Annotated in this window: 19 protein-coding genes; 11 read left to right on the top strand and 8 right to left on the bottom strand. The window is 59.8% G+C overall.

Annotated elements, in window-relative coordinates:
• Positions 1-2: 2 nt before the first annotated feature.
• The 5 genes from FQ187_RS09725 to FQ187_RS09705 all read left to right on the top strand — a co-directional run bounded on the left by FQ187_RS09725 (position 3) and on the right by FQ187_RS09705 (position 5,445).
• The gene (locus tag FQ187_RS09725; protein ID WP_008146981.1) at positions 3-1,442 is read left to right on the top strand and encodes a PLP-dependent aminotransferase family protein; all 1,440 of its coding nucleotides are present in this window, start codon (positions 3-5) and stop codon (positions 1,440-1,442) included.
• A gap of 89 nt (positions 1,443-1,531) precedes the next feature.
• Complete coding sequence (locus tag FQ187_RS09720) at positions 1,532-1,999, top strand: translation initiation factor 2 (protein WP_149629297.1); 468 nt, start codon at positions 1,532-1,534, stop codon at positions 1,997-1,999.
• Between the two features lie 163 nt (positions 2,000-2,162).
• On the top strand, positions 2,163-2,417 hold the full coding sequence (locus tag FQ187_RS09715) for a YkgJ family cysteine cluster protein (RefSeq protein WP_149629296.1): 255 nt from the start codon (positions 2,163-2,165) through the stop codon (positions 2,415-2,417).
• A 41-nt stretch (positions 2,418-2,458) separates the two neighbouring features.
• A complete protein-coding gene (locus FQ187_RS09710; RefSeq protein ID WP_149629295.1) occupies positions 2,459-3,064 on the top strand; it encodes an START domain-containing protein in 606 nt (201 codons plus the stop codon).
• A 287-nt stretch (positions 3,065-3,351) separates the two neighbouring features.
• Positions 3,352-5,445: an LTA synthase family protein gene (locus FQ187_RS09705; protein WP_149629294.1), complete on the top strand. Its 2,094-nt coding sequence runs from the start codon at positions 3,352-3,354 to the stop codon at positions 5,443-5,445.
• A 62-nt stretch (positions 5,446-5,507) separates the two neighbouring features.
• On the opposite strand, the gene FQ187_RS09700 is transcribed toward FQ187_RS09705, so the two are convergent.
• Positions 5,508-5,666: a DUF3309 family protein gene (locus FQ187_RS09700; protein WP_172901242.1), complete on the bottom strand. Its 159-nt coding sequence runs from the start codon at positions 5,664-5,666 to the stop codon at positions 5,508-5,510.
• A 280-nt stretch (positions 5,667-5,946) separates the two neighbouring features.
• On the opposite strand from FQ187_RS09700, the gene FQ187_RS09695 reads away from it, so the two are divergent.
• The 3 genes from FQ187_RS09695 to csrA all read left to right on the top strand — a co-directional run bounded on the left by FQ187_RS09695 (position 5,947) and on the right by csrA (position 7,499).
• Positions 5,947-6,762, top strand: coding sequence for an SDR family oxidoreductase (locus tag FQ187_RS09695; protein ID WP_149629293.1), 816 nt, complete (start codon positions 5,947-5,949; stop codon positions 6,760-6,762).
• Positions 6,763-6,827: 65 nt separating this feature from the next.
• Positions 6,828-7,160, top strand: coding sequence for a YnfA family protein (locus tag FQ187_RS09690; RefSeq protein ID WP_149629292.1), 333 nt, complete (start codon positions 6,828-6,830; stop codon positions 7,158-7,160).
• A 153-nt stretch (positions 7,161-7,313) separates the two neighbouring features.
• On the top strand, positions 7,314-7,499 hold the full coding sequence (gene csrA / locus FQ187_RS09685; RefSeq protein WP_149629291.1) for a carbon storage regulator CsrA: 186 nt from the start codon (positions 7,314-7,316) through the stop codon (positions 7,497-7,499).
• Positions 7,500-7,503: 4 nt separating this feature from the next.
• Here csrA and FQ187_RS09680 read toward each other — a convergent pair whose 3' ends face one another.
• The 5 genes from FQ187_RS09680 to mnmC all read right to left on the bottom strand — a co-directional run bounded on the left by FQ187_RS09680 (position 7,504) and on the right by mnmC (position 14,683).
• Positions 7,504-7,731 carry a YheU family protein gene (locus FQ187_RS09680; RefSeq protein ID WP_003199186.1) on the bottom strand — a complete coding sequence of 76 codons (228 nt, stop codon included), beginning with the start codon at positions 7,729-7,731 and terminating at the stop codon, positions 7,504-7,506.
• A 63-nt stretch (positions 7,732-7,794) separates the two neighbouring features.
• Positions 7,795-8,985, bottom strand: a complete 1,191-nt coding sequence (locus FQ187_RS09675; protein ID WP_149629290.1) for an osmoprotectant NAGGN system M42 family peptidase — start codon at positions 8,983-8,985, stop codon at positions 7,795-7,797.
• 69 nt (positions 8,986-9,054) lie between these two features.
• Positions 9,055-10,800: an N-acetylglutaminylglutamine synthetase gene (ngg, locus tag FQ187_RS09670; RefSeq protein ID WP_149629289.1), complete on the bottom strand. Its 1,746-nt coding sequence runs from the start codon at positions 10,798-10,800 to the stop codon at positions 9,055-9,057.
• Between the two features lie 3 nt (positions 10,801-10,803).
• The gene (locus FQ187_RS09665; RefSeq protein WP_149629288.1) at positions 10,804-12,576 is read right to left on the bottom strand and encodes an N-acetylglutaminylglutamine amidotransferase; all 1,773 of its coding nucleotides are present in this window, start codon (positions 12,574-12,576) and stop codon (positions 10,804-10,806) included.
• A 124-nt stretch (positions 12,577-12,700) separates the two neighbouring features.
• Entirely contained in the window at positions 12,701-14,683 is a 1,983-nt protein-coding gene (mnmC, locus tag FQ187_RS09660; RefSeq protein ID WP_149629287.1) for a bifunctional tRNA (5-methylaminomethyl-2-thiouridine)(34)-methyltransferase MnmD/FAD-dependent 5-carboxymethylaminomethyl-2-thiouridine(34) oxidoreductase MnmC, read from the bottom strand.
• Between the two features lie 160 nt (positions 14,684-14,843).
• Here mnmC and pap point away from each other — a divergent pair, with 160 nt between their 5' ends.
• Both pap and FQ187_RS09650 read left to right on the top strand, forming a co-directional pair.
• Positions 14,844-16,367, top strand: a complete 1,524-nt coding sequence (gene pap / locus FQ187_RS09655) for a polyphosphate:AMP phosphotransferase (protein ID WP_149629286.1) — start codon at positions 14,844-14,846, stop codon at positions 16,365-16,367.
• 101 nt (positions 16,368-16,468) lie between these two features.
• Complete coding sequence (locus FQ187_RS09650) at positions 16,469-17,653, top strand: thiolase family protein (RefSeq protein ID WP_149629285.1); 1,185 nt, start codon at positions 16,469-16,471, stop codon at positions 17,651-17,653.
• A gap of 122 nt (positions 17,654-17,775) precedes the next feature.
• On the opposite strand, the gene FQ187_RS09645 is transcribed toward FQ187_RS09650, so the two are convergent.
• Positions 17,776-17,970, bottom strand: a complete 195-nt coding sequence (locus FQ187_RS09645) for a DUF6316 family protein (protein ID WP_149629284.1) — start codon at positions 17,968-17,970, stop codon at positions 17,776-17,778.
• A 211-nt stretch (positions 17,971-18,181) separates the two neighbouring features.
• Between FQ187_RS09645 and FQ187_RS09640 the strand changes: the two genes are divergently transcribed.
• Positions 18,182-19,141 (top strand): DMT family transporter, encoded by a 960-nt coding sequence (locus tag FQ187_RS09640; RefSeq protein ID WP_149629283.1) that lies wholly within the window; start codon positions 18,182-18,184, stop codon positions 19,139-19,141.
• A 124-nt stretch (positions 19,142-19,265) separates the two neighbouring features.
• On the opposite strand, the gene FQ187_RS09635 is transcribed toward FQ187_RS09640, so the two are convergent.
• Positions 19,266-20,660, bottom strand: coding sequence for a class II fumarate hydratase (locus FQ187_RS09635; RefSeq protein ID WP_149629282.1), 1,395 nt, complete (start codon positions 20,658-20,660; stop codon positions 19,266-19,268).
• Positions 20,661-20,673: the final 13 nt, after the last annotated feature.

Raw genomic sequence — 20,673 nt, 5'->3', positions numbered from 1 at the left:
TCATGACCAATCTCTTGCTCTACCAACGTATTGCTCAACAACTGGCCGAAGACATCCGCCGTGGCGTCTATCAACCGGGGGAGCGCGTGCCTTCGGTGCGCAAGATGAGCTCGCAGCTCAACGTCAGCCATGCGACGGTGTTGCAGGCTTACGCCAACCTCGAGGATCAGGGGCTGATCCGCGCCCGGCCGCAGTCCGGTTACTACGTGCACCAGACCCCGGCCCTGACCGCGCCGACACCGGACATCGCCCGGGTCGAGCGTCCAGGTCTGGTCACTCGCAGCAGCATCATCCAACAAGTTCTGGTCGAATCCCGCCGCGAGGGTGTGTTTCCCTTGGGCGCGGCGGTACCGAGCGTTGACTATCTTCCGGTGCGGGCGCTGCATCAGCAACTGGCCAAAGTCACCCGTTTCCATAGCCCGCGGGCGTTCAGCTACATGTTCAGCCCGGGTTTCGAACCGTTGCGCCGACAAGTGGCGATCCGCATGCGCGATGCCGGCGTGGTGGTCGATCCGTCGGAAGTGGTGATCACTCACGGCTGTGTTGATGCGTTGCAGATGTCTCTGCGCGTGCTGACCCGCCCGGGCGACCTGATCGCCGCCGAGTCGCCGACCTACTACGGTTTGCTGCAATTGGCTGACCTGCTGGGCCTCAAGGTCATCGAGATTCCGAGCGATCCGGCCACCGGTATGAGCCTTGAAGCCCTGCAATTGGCGGCCAACCAGTGGTCGATCAAGGCGCTGGTGCTGACCACTCGTTTGAGCAATCCATTGGGCGGCACCATGCCCGAAGAGCGGCAAAAGCAACTGCTGCGCCTGGCCTCGGATTTCGATATCCAGATTGTCGAAGACGATATCTACGGCGAACTGATGTTCGAGCAGGGTCGCACCAAATCACTTAAAGCCTACGATCGGCTGGATCGGGTGATCTATTGCTCAAGCTTCTCCAAAACCCTGTCGCCGGGCGTGCGGATCGGCTGGATGATTGCCGGCAAGTACCAGCAGGAAATCCAGCGTTTGCAGACCTTCAGTACCCATTCGGCCTGCAGCGTCACGCAAATGGGCATTGCGGCGTACCTGGAGAACGGCGGCTACGACCGGCATTTGCGCTATATCCGTCAGGAGTACCGCAAGAACCTCAGCGCTTTCCAGCTGGCGGTGCAGCAATATTTCCCGGAAGGCACGCAGATGACCCGGCCGACCGGCGGCTTCATTCTGTGGGTCAGCCTGCCGGGGCGGGTCAACACTCAGGAGTTGCATGTTCGTGCGTTGCAGCAGGGCATCAGCATCGCGCCGGGGCTGATTTTCAGTAACACCGAGCAGTTCAATCACTGCATACGGCTGAACTGCGGCACACCCTGGAACCGTGAAGCCGAACGTGCATTGATGACCCTGGGCATGCTCGCCACCCAGCTCTGTCAGGAGATGGTCGGCGGCTTTTGAGGGGGGCGGGCAGGTTATTCCTGCCCGAGCTTGTCATGTCGCGTGCAACAAGCGAGCATATGGCTCCTGCCGTTTGTACCGTTGGGTCCATGAAGCCGATTTTTCCCGCCGTCTGGCTATCGATCTGCCTGCTGATGACCTTCCAGGCCGAAGGTGTATTAGCGGCTTCCGTTCAAGAAAAACCGGCAGCCAGCGCCACTTCGAAAAAAACAGCACCCGCCAAGAAAGCCGCGCCGGTCAAAAAGAAAGCGGCCAAGGTGAAAAAGCGACCGCCAATTGCCTCCAAGTCCAAACCTGCCAGTGAGATCGTGAAAACCAAGCTTCCTTCGGCCGATCTGGATTTGAGTCTGCCCCAGGACATGGTCGAGGATTTGAAGCCGATCGGTACGGTAGCGTTGCCACGGCACGATGCAGTATTGCCGCAAATGTTCGGTGACAAGGCTGGTCCGTTTCAGCTCAACGGAAGGCTGATCAGCAACGAAATGCAATTGCAACTGCGCAACGAAGAGCGCCGTGAAGTCGAAGGCGCAGCCCTGGAATTCGAGTTCAAACGATAATTCCTTCCCGTTCGTGACCCGCTGGCCAGACGCTTTGTCGGAGACTGGTCAGTCACGCTCGTTTAAGCGAAAAAACCCGGGTCCAGACAATTTTAAACAGGCGTTTTACCGGTTACTCTGTGCCACGTCCTTTAACACATCGCCCATCGAGGAGCTCGTCGTCATGAAATGCCGTGAAGGCTGTGGCGCCTGTTGCATTGCCCCTTCCATCAGTTCACCGATTCCCGGCATGCCCAATGGCAAACCCGCCGGAGAACGTTGTGTACAACTCTCTGTCGATAACCTGTGCGGCATTTTCGGCAAACCGGAACGTCCTGTAGTGTGTTCGGCGTTCGAAGCCGACATTGAAGTCTGCGGAAGCAGCAGTGACGAAGCGATCAATTTGCTGGGTTGGTGGGAGCAAATGACGGCGGCGTGATGTGTTCAACGAACGTATCTTCAACAATAAGGAATAAGACTATGGGTTCGCTGCAACGTATGGCTGTGCTGTGTGGTTTGACGGTTTTGCTCGCCACCACGGCTGCTCAGGCCGAAGACTGGAAAGTCGCCAAGGAACAGGAGGGCATCAAGATCTCCTTGAGCGAGGTGGCCGGCTCCGATTACAAGGCCTACCGTGGTGTCACGCTGATGAAGACCACCGTGGCCAAACTGCGCGCATTGCAGGAAGACGTGCCGGGGGCCTGCGCCTGGATTCACGAATGCAAGACCCAGAAATTGCTCAAACACGAAGGTGATCAGAGCTGGACCTACACTCAGTTCAATACTCCTTGGCCAGTTACCGAGCGTGATTCGGTGCTGCATGTGACCACCGTCGAGGGTGCCGATGGCAGCCTGACCCGTAAGCTTGAAGGTGTGCCGAAGTACATTCCTGAGGAAAAAGGCTTTGTGCGGGTGACCAAGGTCGACGGTTTCTGGAAGTTCGTGCCCAAGGGTGACCAGATTGAAGTGACCTATCAGGTGCACACCGAGCCGGGCGGTAGCATACCGTCGATGGTGGCCAACAAGTTTGTGGTCGATGCGCCCTTCAATACCTTGAAAGCCCTGAAAGAGCGCGCCGAGAAGTAACAGCGCTGCTCTTTTGATAAAACGCCCCGACTGGTTCGGGGCGTTTGCATTTTGTAGTAAAGACGCTGCTTTATTTTGTTTCCGAATATGCGTTGCACGAAATTTTCACAAAGCCTCCAAGACAATTCGCCCGCGTCAGACATGCCGGACAGTAATCAATGGCAATGCCGCGAGTGATCGTGCAACATTTGCGCACCGTGCAAGCCCCGGGGCCGAGTACTGGCCAACAGAGGGCAAGGCGCAGCTGTATTTTTGCAACTTCAACTTCCAATGGGTCCTAAAACGACATGGCAAACCCGGACGCCCTGAGTCAGCAGCGAGCTTCAAGTCGCCTGCTGCAACCGACCGTCAAATCGCATCTGGCCTACACGCTGCTGTGTGCCCTGGTCATGATGGTCATGTTCAGCCTGCTGCGCGTTGCGCTGCTGGTCTACAATCGCGCGATGATCCTCGACACCCCGGCCTCGACCTTTCTCGAAGCGTTCGCCAACGGTCTGCGTTTCGACCTGCGCCTGGTGGTCTACCTCAGCATTCCATTGCTGCTGGCGCTGTTCAGCGCCCGGGCGATGGCCGCACGCGGATTCTTCCGGTTCTGGCTGACCATTGCCTCGAGCATCGCCCTGTTCCTGGGCCTGATGGAGATGGATTTCTACCGCGAGTTCCACCAGCGCCTCAACGGCTTGGTCTTCCAGTATGTGAAGGAAGACCCGAAAACCGTGATGAGCATGCTCTGGTACGGTTTTCCGGTGGTTCGCTACCTGCTGGCCTGGGCCGTGGGCACGTTGATCCTGACCCTGGCGTTCAAGGGCGCCGACCGCGCCACCCGTCCTCGTGGCCCCTTCAGCGGCGGCAGCATCGGCACGCGCCAGATCGCCCCGTGGTACGCACGCATCGCGGTGTTTGTCGTCTGCCTGCTGGTTTTCGTGGTGGCCGCTCGTGGCACCCTGCGTCAGGGCCCGCCACTGCGTTGGGGTGACGTTTACACCACCAACTCGAACTTCGCCAACCAGTTGGGCCTCAACGGCACCTTGTCGCTGGTCGCCGCGGCCAAGAGCCGGATGTCCGAAGATCGCGACAACATCTGGAAGGCCACGTTGCCACAGCCTGAAGCGCAGAAAATTGTGCGTGACATGTTGGTAATGCCAGACGAAAAACTGGTGGATGCCGAGACCGCCGCCGTGCGTCGCGATTACACGCCGCCGGCCGACAAGACCCTGCCGATCAAGAACGTCGTCGTGATCCTGATGGAAAGCATGGCCGGTCACTCGGTGGGCGCCTTGGGCGCACCGGGCAACATCACGCCGCACCTCGACAAACTGTCGAAGGAAGGTCTGCTGTTCGACCGCTTCTTCTCCAACGGGACCCATACCCACCAGGGTATGTTCGCCACCATGGCGTGCTTCCCGAACCTGCCAGGTTTCGAATACCTGATGCAGACGCCGGAAGGCAGCCACAAGCTGTCCGGTCTGCCGCAGTTGCTCAGTGCCCGCAAGTACGACGACGTGTACGTCTATAACGGCGACTTCGCCTGGGACAACCAGTCGGGCTTCTTCAGCAACCAAGGCATGACCAACTTCATTGGTCGTAACGACTTCGTGAACCCGGTGTTCTCCGATCCAACCTGGGGCGTGTCCGACCAGGACATGTTCGACCGTGGTCTGGTAGAGCTCAAGGCGCGGGAAAACGGCAAGCCGTTCTATGCGCTGCTGCAAACCCTGTCCAACCACACGCCTTACGCCTTGCCGACACCATTGCCGGTTGAGCGCGTGACTGATCGCGGTAGCCTGAACGAGCATTTGACCGCCATGCGCTATGCGGACTGGGCGTTGGGCCAGTTCTTTGAAAAGGCCCGCAAGGAGCCGTATTTCAAAGAAACCCTGTTTGTGATCGTCGGCGACCACGGTTTTGGCAACGAGCGTCAGATCACCGAAATGGACCTGGGCCGATTCAACGTGCCGATGCTGATGATCGCACCGGGAATCCAGGAAAAGTTCGGCCAGCGTGACCATACAGTGGGCACGCAGATCGACATCGTGCCGACCATCATGGGCCGTATTGGTGGCGAAGTGCGTCATCAGTGCTGGGGCCGCGATTTGCTCAACCTGCCTGAAGGCGACACCGGTTTCGGCGTTATCAAGCCATCGGGTAGCGAGCAGACCACCGCCATCATCACGGCTGATCAGATTCTGGTGCTGCCGAAGGAAAAGGAAATGGCGCCGAAGATGTACCAGTACGAACTGGGCGCGACACCTCACGCCGAGATCGTTCCGGATGCACCGCGTACCGCTGAGCTGAAGCTCAAGCTCGAAGCGTTCCTGCAAACGGCGACCAAGAGCCTGATCGACAACACCGCCGGTGTGGTTGACGGCAAGCCGGACTAAGTCTTGATGCAATAAAAAAAGAGGCCCTTGAAAAGGGCCTCTTTTTTTTGCCGGTTAAACCTTTATATCTTGCCGAGCAACAGCAGGATCAACAGCACCACCAACACGACGCCGATGATACCCGACGGGCCATAACCCCAACTTCTGGAGTGCGGGAACACTGGTAAACCACCAATCAGCAAGAGGATCAGGATTACGATAAGAATTGTGCCCATGTCTATTTCCTTGTTGGAAGTGTTCTGGAATTACCTGGCGTTTAATTGTCAGCCGGGAGGCTATAAAACCGGGCTGCTTACAAAATCCGACTGTCGCGCATGAAAGAAAATTCCAAGTTTTTTTAATGTTTTTCGAAGAAAGGCTTATTTCGTTTTTAATGAGTCTAGTTGGTTAAGGCGCTGCCACGGTTTGCTCGGGCCATTCAGCAATCTGATGGAGCGTGGGTCGGGCATTGTCCTTCGCTACACTCGAAGCATCTTCCCCGGAACAACAAGGCTGTTTGCTATGCAAAATCGCATGATGATCACTGGTGCGGGCTCAGGCTTAGGTCGCGAAATCGCGCTGCGCTGGGCGCGTGAAGGCTGGCAGCTGGCCTTGTCGGATGTCAGCGAACCCGGTCTGCAAGAAACCCTGAAGCTGGTTCGCGAAGTCGGTGGCGACGGTTTTATCCAGCGTTGCGACGTGCGCGATTACAGCCAGCTGACCGCCTTCGCCCAAGCCTGCGAAGAGAAACTCGGTGGCATCGATGTCATCGTCAACAACGCTGGCGTTGCCTCGGGCGGGTTCTTCAGTGAACTGTCCCTGGAAGACTGGGACTGGCAGATCGCGATCAACCTGATGGGCGTGGTCAAGGGCTGCAAGGCCTTCCTGCCGCTGCTGGAAAAAAGCAAAGGCAAGATCATCAACATCGCGTCGATGGCCGCCCTGATGCAAGGCCCGGCCATGAGCAACTACAACGTCGCCAAGGCTGGGGTGGTGGCGTTGTCCGAAAGCCTGTTGATCGAGCTGGCGCAGGAGGAAATCGGCGTGCATGTGGTGTGCCCGTCGTTTTTCCAGACCAACCTGCTGGACTCCTTCCGTGGCCCGACGCCGGCCATGAAAGCCCAGGTCGGCAAGTTGCTGGAAAGTTCGCCGATTACCGCGGCCGACATTGCCGATTACATCTATCAGCACGTCGCCGCCGGCGAATTCATGATCCTGCCTCACGAACAGGGCCGCATGGCCTGGGCGCTCAAGCAGAAGAACCCGCAACTGCTCTACGACGAAATGACCGTCATGGCCGACAAAATGCGCGCCAAGGCCAAACAAACCGCAGGTTGAGCTTGCCCCCTACACAACACCGTCGTTAGGGTGGCCGCCATCGGCCATCCTCACGAGACGTTTGCATGCTCAATTACCTGTGGTTTTTTTTCGCCGCGCTGTTCGAAATTGCCGGCTGTTTCGCCTTCTGGATGTGGCTGCGCCAGGGTAAAAGCGCCTGGTGGGTCGTGCCGGCTCTGCTCAGTCTGACCTTGTTTGCGCTGCTGCTGACCCGCATCGAAGCGACCTACGCCGGTCGCGCCTATGCCGCTTACGGTGGCATCTACATCATCGCGTCGATCGGCTGGCTGGCGGTGGTCGAGCGGATTCGTCCGCTGGGCTCGGACTGGCTCGGCGTGGCGCTGTGTGTGATCGGGGCCAGTGTCATCCTTTTCGGCCCGCGCTTCTCCGCTTCCTGAAGGATCGGTCCTTCATTCAATGGGTTTGTAGGACGTTTCCATAGGAGCTGTTCAGCGCGCGCTGTAGGGCGGGACTGATTTGCTGCTGTCGCATTGTAGGTCCGCTGAGTGCAGGGCATCTTCAGGGTTCGATAACCCTGAAGGACGAATGCCATGCTTGTACTCAGTCGCGTTGTGGGCGAGTTGATTTCCATCGGTGACAACATTTCCGTGCGTATTCTTGCCGTCAACGGAGGCAGTGTGCGCTTCGGTGTCGAAGCGCCGCAAAACGTCAACGTGCACCGGTCCGAGGTCTACGACCGCATCCAGCTCAAACTGGCGAAAAACAAAGGACGCTGAGGTCTCAGTCGAACAGGTGCTTGGGCACATCGTGTTTGAGCATCAACTGGCATTGCTCGCTTTCCGGGTCGAAGACAATCAGCGCCTGACCCTTGGTCAATGCTTGGCGAACCCGCAGAACACGGGTTTCCAGCGGCGTGTCATCACCGTTGTCCGTACCGTCACGGGTCACGAAATCCTCGATCAGGCGGGTGAGGGTGTCGACTTCAAGTTGGTCGTGGGGTATCAGCATAGGCACCTCGGCTAAACAATGTCGCGATGCTACGGCGGTTGAACGCACAGGACCAGCGTTCGCTTAGTTATCGTTGCGCTGCCCCAACAAGCTATCCACGGACGGCACCCGCGTATCGCTTTCCATCTGCGTCTCATGTTCGATCTGATGACTGAACCGGTCCAGCGACCCCTTGGCAGGTTGTGCATCGCTGGCAAACACTGGCGGACTCAGAATGTAGGCGCCGAGCAGGCGGCTGAGGGCGGCGAGGCTGTCGATGTGGGTGCGTTCGTAGCCGTGAGTGGCGTCGCAGCCGAAGGCGAGCAGGGCGGTGCGAATGTCATGCCCGGCGGTGACCGCCGAATGGGCATCGCTGAAGTAGTAGCGGAACAGGTCACGGCGCACCGGTAACTCGTTCTCACTGGCCAGGCGCAGCAGATGCCGCGACAGGTGATAGTCATAAGGCCCGCCGGAATCCTGCATCGCCACGCTCACTGCATGTTCGCTGGAATGCTGGCCCGGCGCGACCGGGGCAATGTCGATGCCGACGAATTCGCTCACGTCCCACGGTAACGCCGCCGCCGCGCCACTGCCGGTTTCCTCGGTAATGGTGAACAGCGGATGACAATCGATCATCAGCTCTTCGCCGCTGTCGACGATCGCTTTCAATGCCGCCAGCAACGCCGCTACACCGGCCTTGTCATCGAGATGACGGGCGCTGATGTGGCCGCTTTCGGTGAACTCCGGCAAAGGGTCGAAGGCGACAAAATCACCGACGCTGATCCCCAGTGAGTCGCAATCGGCACGCGTAGCGCAATAGGCGTCCAGGCGCAGCTCGACGTGATCCCAACTGATCGGCATTTCATCCACGGCGGTATTGAACGCATGCCCGGAAGCCATCAGCGGCAGCACGCTGCCACGGATCACGCCGTTGTCGGTAAACAGACTGACCCGGCTACCCTCGGCAAAACGGCTGGACCAGCAACCGACAGGCGCCAGGGTCAGACGGCCGTTGTCCTTGATCGCGCGAACTGCCGCGCCGATGGTGTCGAGGTGGGCGGAGACCGCCCGGTCGGGGCTGTTTTTCTTGCCCTTGAGGGTGGCGCGGATGGTGCCGCGGCGGGTCATCTCAAAGGGAATGCCCAGCTCTTCAAGCCGTTCGGCGACATAACGCACGATGGTGTCGGTGAACCCGGTCGGGCTGGGAATGGCGAGCATTTCCAGCAGGACTTTTTGCAGGTAATTCAGATCCGGTTCCGGAATTTTGCTGGTCATGGAAACTCCTGATGAGTTGAGGCCTGATCGTTCCCATGCAGCGCGTAGGAACGATCATGAAGGGGAATGTCAGGCCGCCGGCTGACTATGCGGAAACAACAAATCCACAAACCGCTCGGCCGTCGGCTGCGGTTCATGGTTGGCCAGGCCTGCGCGCTCATTGGCTTCGATAAACACATACTCCGGCTGATCGGCGGCAGGCACCATCAGGTCGAGCCCAACCATCGGAATGTCCAGTGCCCGCGCCGCTCGCACTGCTGCATCCACCAACGTCGGGTGCAGGATCGCCGTCACATCCTCAAGAATCCCGCCGGTATGAAGATTCGCCGTCTTGCGTACGAACAGATGCTCGCCCGCCGGCAGAATGCTGCTGTAGTCGTAACCGGCAGCATTCAATGTGCGCTCGGTCTCATGGTCCAGCGGGATTTTACTTTCACCGCTGGTCGCCGCCTGACGACGCCGGCTCTGGGCTTCGATCAGCGCACCGATGGAATGCTGACCATCGCCCACCACTTCTGCCGGGCGGCGAATGGCCGCGGCGACCACCTCAAAACCGATGACCAGAATCCGCAAGTCGAGGCCTTCGTGGAAGCTCTCCAGCAGCACGCGGCTGTCGAACTGGCGGGCGGATTCGATGGCTTGCTGGACCTCTTCGATGGTCCGTAAATCCACCGCGACGCCCTGGCCCTGTTCACCATCCAGCGGTTTGACCACCACCCGTTCGTGCTCATCGAGAAACGCCAGATTGTCATCGGCATTACCGGCCAGTTGCTGCGACGGCAGGTTCAGGCCGGCGGCCTTGAGCACTTTGTGCGTCAGGCTTTTGTCCTGGCACAACGTCATGCTGATGGCGCTTGTCAGATCGCTGAGGGATTCACGGCAACGTACGCGGCGACCGCCATGGATCAAGGTGAACAGGCCGGCATCGGCGTCATCGACTTGCACTTCGATGCCGCGACGGTGAGCTTCTTCAACGATGATCCTTGCATAAGGATTGAACTCGGCTTCGGGACCCGGGCCCAGAAACAACGGCTGATTGATGCAGTTTTTGCGCTTGATCGCGAAGGTCGAGAGGTTGCGAAACCCCAGCTTGGCGTAAAGACTTTTCGCCTGCCGGTTGTCGTGCAGCACGGACAGGTCCAGGTAACTCAGCCCACGGCTCATGAAGTGCTCGATCAAATGTCGCACCAGCACTTCACCGACACCCGGTCGCGAACATTGCGGATCGACCGCCAGGCACCACAGGCTGCTGCCGTTCTCTGGATCGTTGAACGCCTTGTGATGGTTGAGGCCCATGACGCTGCCGATGATTGCGCCGCTGTCCTCATCTTCGGCCAGCCAATAGACGGGGCCACCCTGATGACGCGGAGTCAGCAGACTCGCGTCGATCGGTAGCATGCCGCGCAACTGATACAGCTGATTGATCGCCTGCCAGTCCGCATCACTTTGGGCCCTGCGGATGCGAAAACCGCGAAACACCCGAGTGGACTGGCGGTAGTCGCTGAACCACAGGCGCAAGGTGTCGGACGGGTCGAGAAACAACTGGGCCGGCTCCAGCCCCAGCACTTGCTGAGGTGCAGCCACGTACAGGGCGATGTCGCGTTCACCGGTGTGCTCGTTGAGCAGCTCTTGGGCCAGGCTCGCCGCATCCGGAAAGGTGTGGCCGATCAGCAACCGGCCCCAGCCGCAGTGCACGGCGATCGGCGCGGCACCCAATTCACTGCCGTCTTCGGCCAGGCGTGCCTGCAAGCGTTCGTAAGAGGGCGCCTGACCGCGCAACAAGCGTTGGCTGTAGGCCGTGGCGTGGGGTTTCATCGATCAGATTCCTTGTTCACTGAGCCACAGGTTCAGGGCCGCCAATTGCCACAGCTTGGAGCCGCGCAACGGAGTCAACTGGCCTTGCGGATCGGTCAGCAGGCGGTCGAGCATCTCTGGCTTGAACAGGCCGCGATCCTGACTCGGATCGAGCAGCAGTTCGCGCACCCAGTTCAGCGTATCGCCCTGCAAATGCTTCAGGCCCGGCACCGGGAAGTAGCCTTTCTTGCGATCGATCACTTCACTCGGAATCACCAACCGCGCCGCTTCTTTCAAGACTTGCTTGCCGCCATCCGGCAGTTTGAATTTGCCCGGCACGCGCGCCGACAATTCCACCAGGCGATAGTCGAGAAACGGCGTACGCGCTTCCAGGCCCCAGGCCATGGTCATGTTGTCGACGCGTTTGACCGGGTCGTCCACCAGCATGATCGTGCTGTCCAGACGCAAGGCCTTGTCCACCGCCGCATCGGCGCCGGGCTGTGCGAAATGTTCTTTGACGAAGTCACCGGCCGCGTCATTGGCCGTCAGCCATTTCGGCTGCACGGTAGCGGCGTAGTCGTCGTAGCTGCGGTCGAAAAACGCATCGCGATAGGCGGCGAAGGGATCGGCGGCACCGTCGACTTGTGGATACCAGTGATAACCGGCGAACAACTCGTCGGCACCCTGGCCGCTTTGCACCACTTTGCAATGCTTGGCCACTTCACGGGACAACAGATAGAAAGCAATGCAGTCATGACTGACCATCGGTTCGCTCATGGCGCGGAACGCTGCGGGCAGTTGCTCGATGATTTCTTTTTCGTCGATGCGCAATTGGTGATGCTGGGTGCCGTAGTGCTTGGCGATCAGGTCCGAATACTGGAACTCGTCGCCTCGCTCGCCGCCGGCATCCTGAAAGCCGATAGAGAAGGTCGACAGGTTTTCAACACCGACTTCACGCAACAGGCCGACCAGCAGGCTCGAATCGACACCGCCCGAAAGCAGCACTCCGACGTCGACCGCCGCACGTTGACGGATCGCCACCGCGTCACGGGTGCTGTCGAGTACACGGTCACGCCAGTCTTCGAGTGTCAGATTCATCTCGTCGGCGTGTGGGCCGTAGGGCAGAGTCCACCAGGTTTTCTGCTCGGTGGTGCCGCCCGCTTCGATGCGCATCCAGGTCGCCGGTGGCAGTTTTTCAATGCCGGCCAACAAGGTGCGCGGGGCCGGGACCACGGCATGGAAATTCAGATAATGATTGAGCGCCACCGGATCGAGGATCGGGTTGATGTCGCCGCCCTTGAGCAACGCCGGCAACGCCGAGGCAAAGCGCAGGCGCTGGCCGGTGCGCGACAGGTACAGCGGCTTCACGCCGAGACGGTCGCGGGCGATGAACAGGCGTTTGGCGTCGCGCTCCCAGATGGCGAAGGCGAACATGCCGTTGAGCTTGGGCAGCAGTGCTTCGCCCCAGGCGTGATAGCCCTTGAGCAGCACTTCGGTGTCACCACCGGAATAGAAGGCATAACCAAGGCTTTCAAGCTCGGTGCGCAGTTCGGGGAAGTTGTAGATCGCGCCGTTGAAGGCCAGGGACAGGCCCAGTTGGTTGTCGACCATCGGCTGCGCCGAGCCGTCCGACAGGTCCATGATTTTCAGGCGACGATGGCCCAGGGCAATCGGCCCCTGGCTGTGGAAGCCCCATGCGTCAGGACCGCGAGGCGCCAGGTGATGGGTGATTCGTTCAACGGCCGCGAGGTCCGCAGGTTGATGATCAAAGCGTAACTCGCCAGCTAATCCGCACATAAATTCCTTACCGGTTTTTCCGTTGGGGAGGGTCAATCGATACCTCGCCAAAAACGGCGGGTACTCAGAAACTGACCCGGCTGAATCCCCGGAGTTTTAGACCGATAAGTTATAAGGCGCGCCGTCAGACTTTTCCGCGGATCAACTGGCGCACGGCGAAACGGTTGGGATGGCAGGCCTCGGCGACTGCTCTGGGCAGGGGCAGCGGTTCGTTTTCGATCCATGCCGCGAGCAATTCACCCGACAGGGGCGCGGTGATCAAGCCGCGAGAACCATGGCCGCTGTTGACGTAAAAACCCTCAAGCCAAGGGCAGGAAATGTCCGGTATTTGCCGGGCGTCCTTGCTCAGTACGGCGTAGGCGTCGGCGAACGCTGCTTGCTCGGCCAACGGGCCAACGATCGGCAGGTAGTCCGGACTGGTGCAGCGGAACGCGGCGCGTCCTTCAAGCTGTTGCGGGTCCAGTGCCTGAGCATGCAGTCGAGTGGCCAGGTCGGGGGAGATTTCCTCGAGCAAGGCGAGGTTGCCGAGGTGTTCGGCGAGGGTTGGGGTCAGGTCATCGCTCTTGAAGTCGAAGCTGGCGCCGAGGGTGTGTTCGCCCAGTCGAGCGGGCGCCACATAGCCTTCGGCGCAGACGACGGTAGCCAGACTCTGGCTTTCAGGGGTTTGCGCCAGTCGGGTGATCTGGCCACGAATGCGTTTGAGGGGCAGCTCGGCGCTGTGTGGAAAACGCTTGATTTCGGCGGCGCCGGCCAGGATCACCACGGGGGCACTGGCCAGCAAATCATCACCGTCCCAGGCCTGCCACTGATCATCAACCTTGCGCAGTTCCAGTACATCGCGATGGGGCAGCCACTGGATGTTCATTGAGGACGCCTGCCAATGGCACAGCGCGGGCGGATGAACCCAGCCACCTTCCGGGAAAAATAATCCGCCGTGTTCCAGGGCGATGCCGGCCTGGGTCTGGGCTTGCGTTTGATCGAGCAAGTGCACCAGGTCTGGCGAAAAGGCTGCGGCCAATTGCGCCTGACGCTCTGCTTCCTTGGCGTTGAAGGCCAGTTGCAAGACCCCGCAATCGTCCCAGTCGACGCCCCGTTGCAGATGTTCAAGCAAGCGTCGGGTGTGACCGAAACCACTGACAATCAACTGCGACAACGCGGTGCCATGGGCCGAAAGCTTGAGGTACAGCACGCCCTGTGGATTGCCCGAGGCTTCTTGCGCCAGCGCATCGTGACGCTCCAGCAGACTGACTTGCCAACCCCGCGCAGCCAGGCTGGCGGCGCTGGCGCAACCGGCCAGGCCGGCGCCGATCACCAGTGCCCGACGCTCGCCGGTCAGTGGCGTCGGGCGCGCGAACCATGGTTTGGCCGCGGCGGGCGCCGGGACTTCTTCAGGCCAGCCGAGAAACACGCCCCGCAGGATTTCCCATTTGTGGCCGATGCCTGGCGTGCGCTTCATCTTGAAACCCGCTGCATTCAGCAGACGGCGCACCCAACCGGTGCTGGTGAAAGTGCTGATAGTTGAGCCAGGGGCCGCCAAACGCGCCAGTTCGGCGAACAGCTCGGCGGTCCACATGTCGGGGTTTTTCGCCGGGGCAAAACCGTCGAGAAACCAGGCGTCGATCTGCGCGTCGAGTTGTGGCAATTGCTCCAGTGCATCGCCGATCAGCAGGGTCAGGGTCACGCGGCCGTTGTCCAGCACCAGGCGCTGGAAGCCTGGGTGGATTGCGATGTATTGCTTAAGCAGTTGATCGGCAAACGGCTTGAGCAGCGGCCACAAGGCCAAGGCACGCTGCAGATCGGGCAGGCTCAACGGGTACTTTTCGACACTGACAAAATGCAGCCGCGCCCCGGCCACCGCGTGCTGTTCGAACAGTTGCCAGGCGCAAAGGAAATTCAGCCCGGTGCCGAAACCGGTCTCGCCAATCACCAGTCGACCGCCGGCCGGCAACGCGGCAAAGCGTTCTCGCAAAGCGTTCTGTTCGAGGAACGCGTAACGGGTTTCGTCCAGCCCCGACAGATCGGAAAAGTACACATCATCGAACACCCGCGAACGCGGGAGCCCTTGGTCGTCCCAGTCGAGCTGGGCGTGGGGCAATACAGGTTTCATGGCAGGCTCGGCAACGGCAAGGCGGCCATTCTAGCCGATCGCCGGCAGGGTGCTTGATCCATGGCAACGTCCGAGCCAGATCGAACGGTGAGAATGGGATTTCTCCCACACAGGCGAGGTCAATCCGCTAGTCTTGCTCAATCCTGGAAGGAGCCGTCCCATGTTCGAATCCGCCGAAATCGGTCACGCCATCGACAAAGAAACCTACGACGCCGAAGAACCGGCCCTGCGTGAAGCCTTGCTCGAAGCGCAGTTCGAACTTCACCAGCAGCGCCGCTTTCCGGTAATCATTCTGATCAATGGCATCGAAGGCGCCGGCAAGGGCGAGACGGTCAAATTGCTTAACGAATGGATGGACCCACGCCTGATCGAGGTCCGCACGTTCGATCAGCAGACCGACGAAGAGCTGGCGCGGCCACCGGCCTGGCGCTACTGGCGGATGCTCCCGGCCAAGGGCCGCATGGGGATCTTCTTCGGCAACTGGTACAGCCAGATGCTGCAAGACCGGGTTAATGGTTTGTTCAAGAACGCGGTGCTGGATCAGGCGATCAACCAGTCCGAGCGCTTTGAAAAAATGCTCTGCGACGAAGGCGCATTGATCTTCAAGTTCTGGTTCCACCTCTCCAAGAAGCAAATGAAGGCGCGGCTCAAGGCGCTGGCGGATGACCCGTTGCACAGTTGGCGCATCAGTCCACTGGATTGGCAACAATCGCAAACCTACGACAAATTCGTGAAATACGGCGAACGCGTGTTGCGCCGTACCAGCCGCGACTACGCGCCTTGGCATGTGATCGAAGGGGTGGACCCTAATTACCGCAGCCTGGCGGTGGGCAAGATCCTGCTCGAAGGCCTGCAAAATGCGCTGAAGCGTCCCGAGGTCCATCCCGACAAGGTCAATGCCGCGCCTTTGCCCATTCATGTCGATCAGTTGAACCTGCTCGATAGCCTGGATTTGACCCAGCGCCTGGACAAGGACGATTACGAAGAACAATTGATTACCGAGCAGGCGCGATTCTCCGGCCTGATGCGCGACAAACGCATGCGTCGGCACGCCTTGGTGGCGGTGTTCGAAGGCAATGATGCAGCAGGCAAGGGCGGGGCGATCCGTCGGGTTGCGGCGGCCCTCGATCCGCGTCAGTACAGCATCGTGCCGATTGCCGCGCCCACCGAAGAGGAACGTGCGCAACCTTATCTGTGGCGGTTCTGGCGGCACATCCCGGCCAAGGGCAAGTTCACGGTGTTCGATCGTTCGTGGTACGGGCGGGTGCTGGTGGAGCGCGTCGAAGGTTTCTGCCCGCCGGCGGACTGGTTGCGGGCCTACAGTGAAATCAATGATTTTGAAGAGCTGATCGCCGAGGCCGGGGTGATCGTGGTCAAGTTCTGGCTGTCCATCGACAAGCAGACGCAACTGGAGCGTTTCCAGGCGCGGGAAGAAATTCCCTTCAAGCGTTTCAAGATCACCGAAGATGACTGGCGCAATCGTGATAAATGGGACGACTACCGCGCGGCGGTCGGTGACATGGTTGATCGCACCAGCACCGAGATATCGCCCTGGACGTTGGTGGAAGCCAATGACAAGCGCTGGGCGCGGGTCAAAGTCTTGCGCACCATCAATCTGGCGCTGGAACAGGCTTTCGAAAAGTCCGACAAGCACAACAGGAAAGCGAAACAGCACAAGAAGTGAGCGATGGTTGCGCATACGCGGGGTGAATGATTGTCGCGGTCAGTAATGCAGTGGACTTATGCTCGGTCCACTCTCAACCGACAACAACAATGAGGTATGCCATGCGTGAAGTGGTGATCGTCGACAGCGTGCGGACCGGCCTGGCCAAATCCTTTCGCGGCAAATTCAACCAGACCCGTCCGGACGACATGGCGGCCCACTGTGTCAATGCACTGCTGGCGCGCTCGGGCATCGACCCTGCCAGCGTCGAGGACTGCATCGTCGGTGCCGGTTCCAACGAAGGTGGCCAGGGCTTCAACATCGGTCGCAACATCGCGGTGCTGTCACGCCTGGGCACCGGCACTGCCGGCATGACCCTCAACCGTTTTTGCTCGTCGGGCCTGCAGGCTATCGCTATCGCCGCCAACCAGATCGCTTCGGGTTGCAGCGACATCATCGTCGCCGGTGGCGTCGAGTCCATCAGCCTGACCATGAAAAGCATCAACACCGACAACCTGATCAATCCGCTGCTTAAAGAGCAGGTGCCCGGCATCTATTTCCCGATGGGCCAGACCGCCGAAATCGTCGCTCGTCGTTACAACGTCAGCCGCGAAGAACAGGATCTGTACGCGCTGCAAAGTCAGCAACGTACCGCTCAGGCTCAGGCCGCTGGATTGTTTGACGACGAAATCGTGCCAATGGCGGTGAAGTATCGGGTTGAAGACAAGGCCACCGGTCAGGTGCAGATCCTTGACGGCATCGTCGATCACGATGACTGCAATCGCCCGGGCACCACCCTGGAAAGCCTGGCGGGATTGAAACCGGTGTTTGCCGAAGACGGTTCGGTGACGGCCGGCAATTCTTCGCAGCTGTCCGATGGCGCGTCGATGACGCTGGTGATGAGCCTGGAAAAAGCACTGGAACTGGGGTTGAAGCCCAAGGCGTTCTTTCGTGGTTTCACCGTGGCCGGTTGCGAGCCGGATGAAATGGGCATCGGCCCGGTGTTCTCGGTGCCGAAGTTGCTCAAGGCCAAGGGTTTGCGAATGGGCGACATTGATCTGTGGGAACTCAACGAAGCGTTCGCCTCGCAATGCCTGTACAGCCGCATTCGGTTGGAGATCGATAACGACAAGTACAACGTCAATGGCGGCTCGATTTCCATCGGCCATCCGTTCGGCATGACCGGTTCGCGTCAGGTCGGGCATCTCGTGCGTGAAATGCAGCGCCGCAACGTGCGTTACGGCATCGTCACCATGTGTGTGGGTGGCGGGATGGGGGCGACCGGGTTGTTTGAAGCAGTGCGTTAAGTCTGGGAGTTGTGTGTTGCCTGATTAACCGCTATCGCGAGCAAGCCCGCTCCCACAGGGATCTAGTGTGCGGCATAGATCCAATGTGGGAGCGGGCTTGCTCGCGAAGGCAGCGCCGCGGTCTATAGGCTCATCCGCAAAAGCAGCATCCGCTCGATGTAAGCCTGTACCTCCCGCGCCAACTTCTCCGGGTTTTCAAACGGCCCCTCAAGGGTGTTTTCCCGGGTGCTGAAATACAACTCCCCATTCACGCGACACACCCGGTCACAGCGAAAGTGAGTGGCGGGGGCATTGTCCTGGGCGCGTTTGCCGTACATGGCGATCTCCTGAGGAATGTTCCTGTTGGCGAATTCCATGAGCTTATGCATGAACCACTTGCAACGCCTGGCCAACCGATCGACGGCATAGCGCCAATTTAATGGTGCGACCTGCACAGTTTCATTCGCGGCCAACGCCCAACTGTCCCTGTGTGCCGAACAGCGCTAAGCCTAGAATGACTGTTCTCGCCACTTGGCTTCGGGGTTCGCAATGCACATTTCATCGGGTCGCTGGGTTTACGGTCTGGTACTGGCCTTGGTGACCGCGCTGCTGTGGGGAATTCTGCCGATCAAACTCAAGCAAGTGCTGCTGGTGATGGACCCGGTGACGGTGACCTGGTTTCGACTGATCGTATCCGGCGGGTGCCTGTTCATTTATCTGGCGGCGACCAGACGCCTGCCAAGCCGCAAGGTGCTCGGGCCGCGAGGTGGCTGGTTGGTGTTGATGGCGGTGCTCGGGCTGGTGGGCAACTACGTGCTGTACCTGATGGGCCTGAACCTGCTCAGCCCCGGCACCGCGCAACTGGTGGTGCAGATGGGCCCGATCATGTTGCTGATCGCCAGTCTGTTTGTGTTCAAGGAACGGTTCAGTGTGGGGCAGGGGATTGGCCTGCTGGTGCTGTTGATCGGCTTTGCCCTGTTTTTCAATCAGCGGCTGGCCGAGTTGCTGACCTCGCTGACCGATTACACCGCCGGCGTGCTGTTGGTGTTGTTGGCGTCCACGGTCTGGACGTTCTACGCCTTGGGCCAGAAGCAATTGCTCACGGTGTGGAATTCGTTTCAGGTGATGATGGTGATCTATCTGTTCTGCGCGCTGTTGTTGACGCCGTGGGTGCATCCGCTGGAAGCGCTGCAACTGAGTCCGCTGCAAGGCTGGCTACTGTTGGCGTGCTGCATGAACACCCTGATCGCCTATGGCGCGTTTGCCGAGGCTCTGGCCCATTGGGAGGCGTCGCGGGTCAGTGCGACGCTGGCGATTACGCCGCTGGTGACGTTCGCTGCGGTGGCCGTGGCCGCGTGGTTGTGGCCGGAGTTTGTGCATGCCGAGACGATCAATGGTCTGGGTTATGGCGGAGCGGTGCTGGTGGTGCTGGGGTCGGCGCTGGTGGCGTTGGGGCCGTCGTTGATTGCGGGGCTCAGAGCTCGAAAGGCCCGAGTAGCGGTCGGCTGAGGATCTTCAGCGCTGCCAATCGCGAGCAAGCTCGCTCCCACAGTTGACCGCATTCTTCTGAAAGAACCCGGTTAATGTGGGAGCGAGCTTGCTCGCGATGGCGGACTTATTGTCAACGCTGATCTCAGCCCTTGGCGCCAGCCTCCAGCATATTCTCCGGCCTTACCCAGGCATCAAACTCTTCATCCGTCAGATACCCCAACTGCAACGCAGCCTCACGCAAGGTCAGCCCTTCTGCGTAAGCCTTTTTGGCAATCTCCGCCGATTTGTCATAACCAATGTGCGGATTCAGCGCTGTCACCAGCATCAACCCACGCTCCAGATGTTCAGCCATTTTCTCTGCATCCGGTTCCAGACCGGCGATGCAATGCTGCTGGAAGTTGCTGCAGCCATCGCCCAGCAGGCGGATCGATTGCAGCAGGTTGTGGATGATCACCGGTTTGAACACGTTCAGTTGCAGGTGCCCCTGGCTCGCGGCAAACCCAATCGCGACGTCGTTGCCCAATACCTGACAAGCAAGCATCGATAGCGCTTCGCACTGAGTCGGATTGACCTTGCCCGGCATGATCGAGCTGCCCGGTTCGTTGGCCGGCAGTTTGACTTCGGCGAAACCTGCTCGCGGCCCGGAGCCCAGCAGGCGCAGGTCGTTGGCGATTTTCATCAGGGTCACGGCGAGGGTTTTCAGCGCGCCGGACAGTGTCGTCAGCGGTTCATGGCCCGCCAGGGCGGCGAATTTGTTGGGGGCGGTGACGAACGGCAGGCCGGAGAGGGCGGCCAACTCGGCAGCAATGGCTTCGCCAAAACCGTGGGGCGAATTCAGCCCGGTGCCGACCGCGGTGCCGCCCTGGGCCAGTTCACAGACGGCCGGCAGCGCGCTGCGGATCGCCCGCTCGGCGTAATCCAGTTGCGCGATGAACGCCGACAGTTCCTGACCGAAGGTGATCGGCGTCGCGTCCATCATGTGGGTGCGGCCGGTCTTGACCAGTTTCATATGCCGCGCGGACAGCTCGGCCAATCCGCCCGACAGTTCGTTGATCGCCGGCAGCAATTGCTGTTGCACTGCCTGGGCTGCCGCAATGTGCATGGCGGTCGGGAAACAGTCGTTGGAACTCTGGGAGCGGTTGACGTGATCGTTAGGGTGAACCGGCGACTTGCCGCCGCGAGCATTACCGGCCAGTTCGTTGGCCCGACCGGCAATCACTTCGTTGACGTTCATGTTGCTCTGGGTGCCGCTGCCGGTCTGCCAGACCACCAGCGGGAACTGGTCGTCATGGCTGCCGTCGAGTACTTCGTCGGCGGCCTGTTCGATCAGGCGGGCGATGTCGGCGGGCAGGTCACCGTTGCGGTCATTGACCCGCGCCGCGGCTTTCTTGATCAGCGCCAGGGCATGCAGTACCGCCAGAGGCATGCGTTCGTTGCCAATCGCGAAGTTAATCAGCGAGCGTTGCGTCTGAGCGCCCCAGTAGGCTTCATCCGGGACTTCCACCTGGCCAAGGCTGTCGGTTTCGATACGGCTCATCATGCACACTCCT

Source organism: Pseudomonas sp. ANT_J28 (assembly GCF_008370005.1).
GTDB lineage: Bacteria > Pseudomonadota > Gammaproteobacteria > Pseudomonadales > Pseudomonadaceae > Aquipseudomonas > Aquipseudomonas frigoris.
Note: the sequence above shows the minus strand (reverse complement) of the source record. Positions and strands in the feature narration are given on the sequence as shown.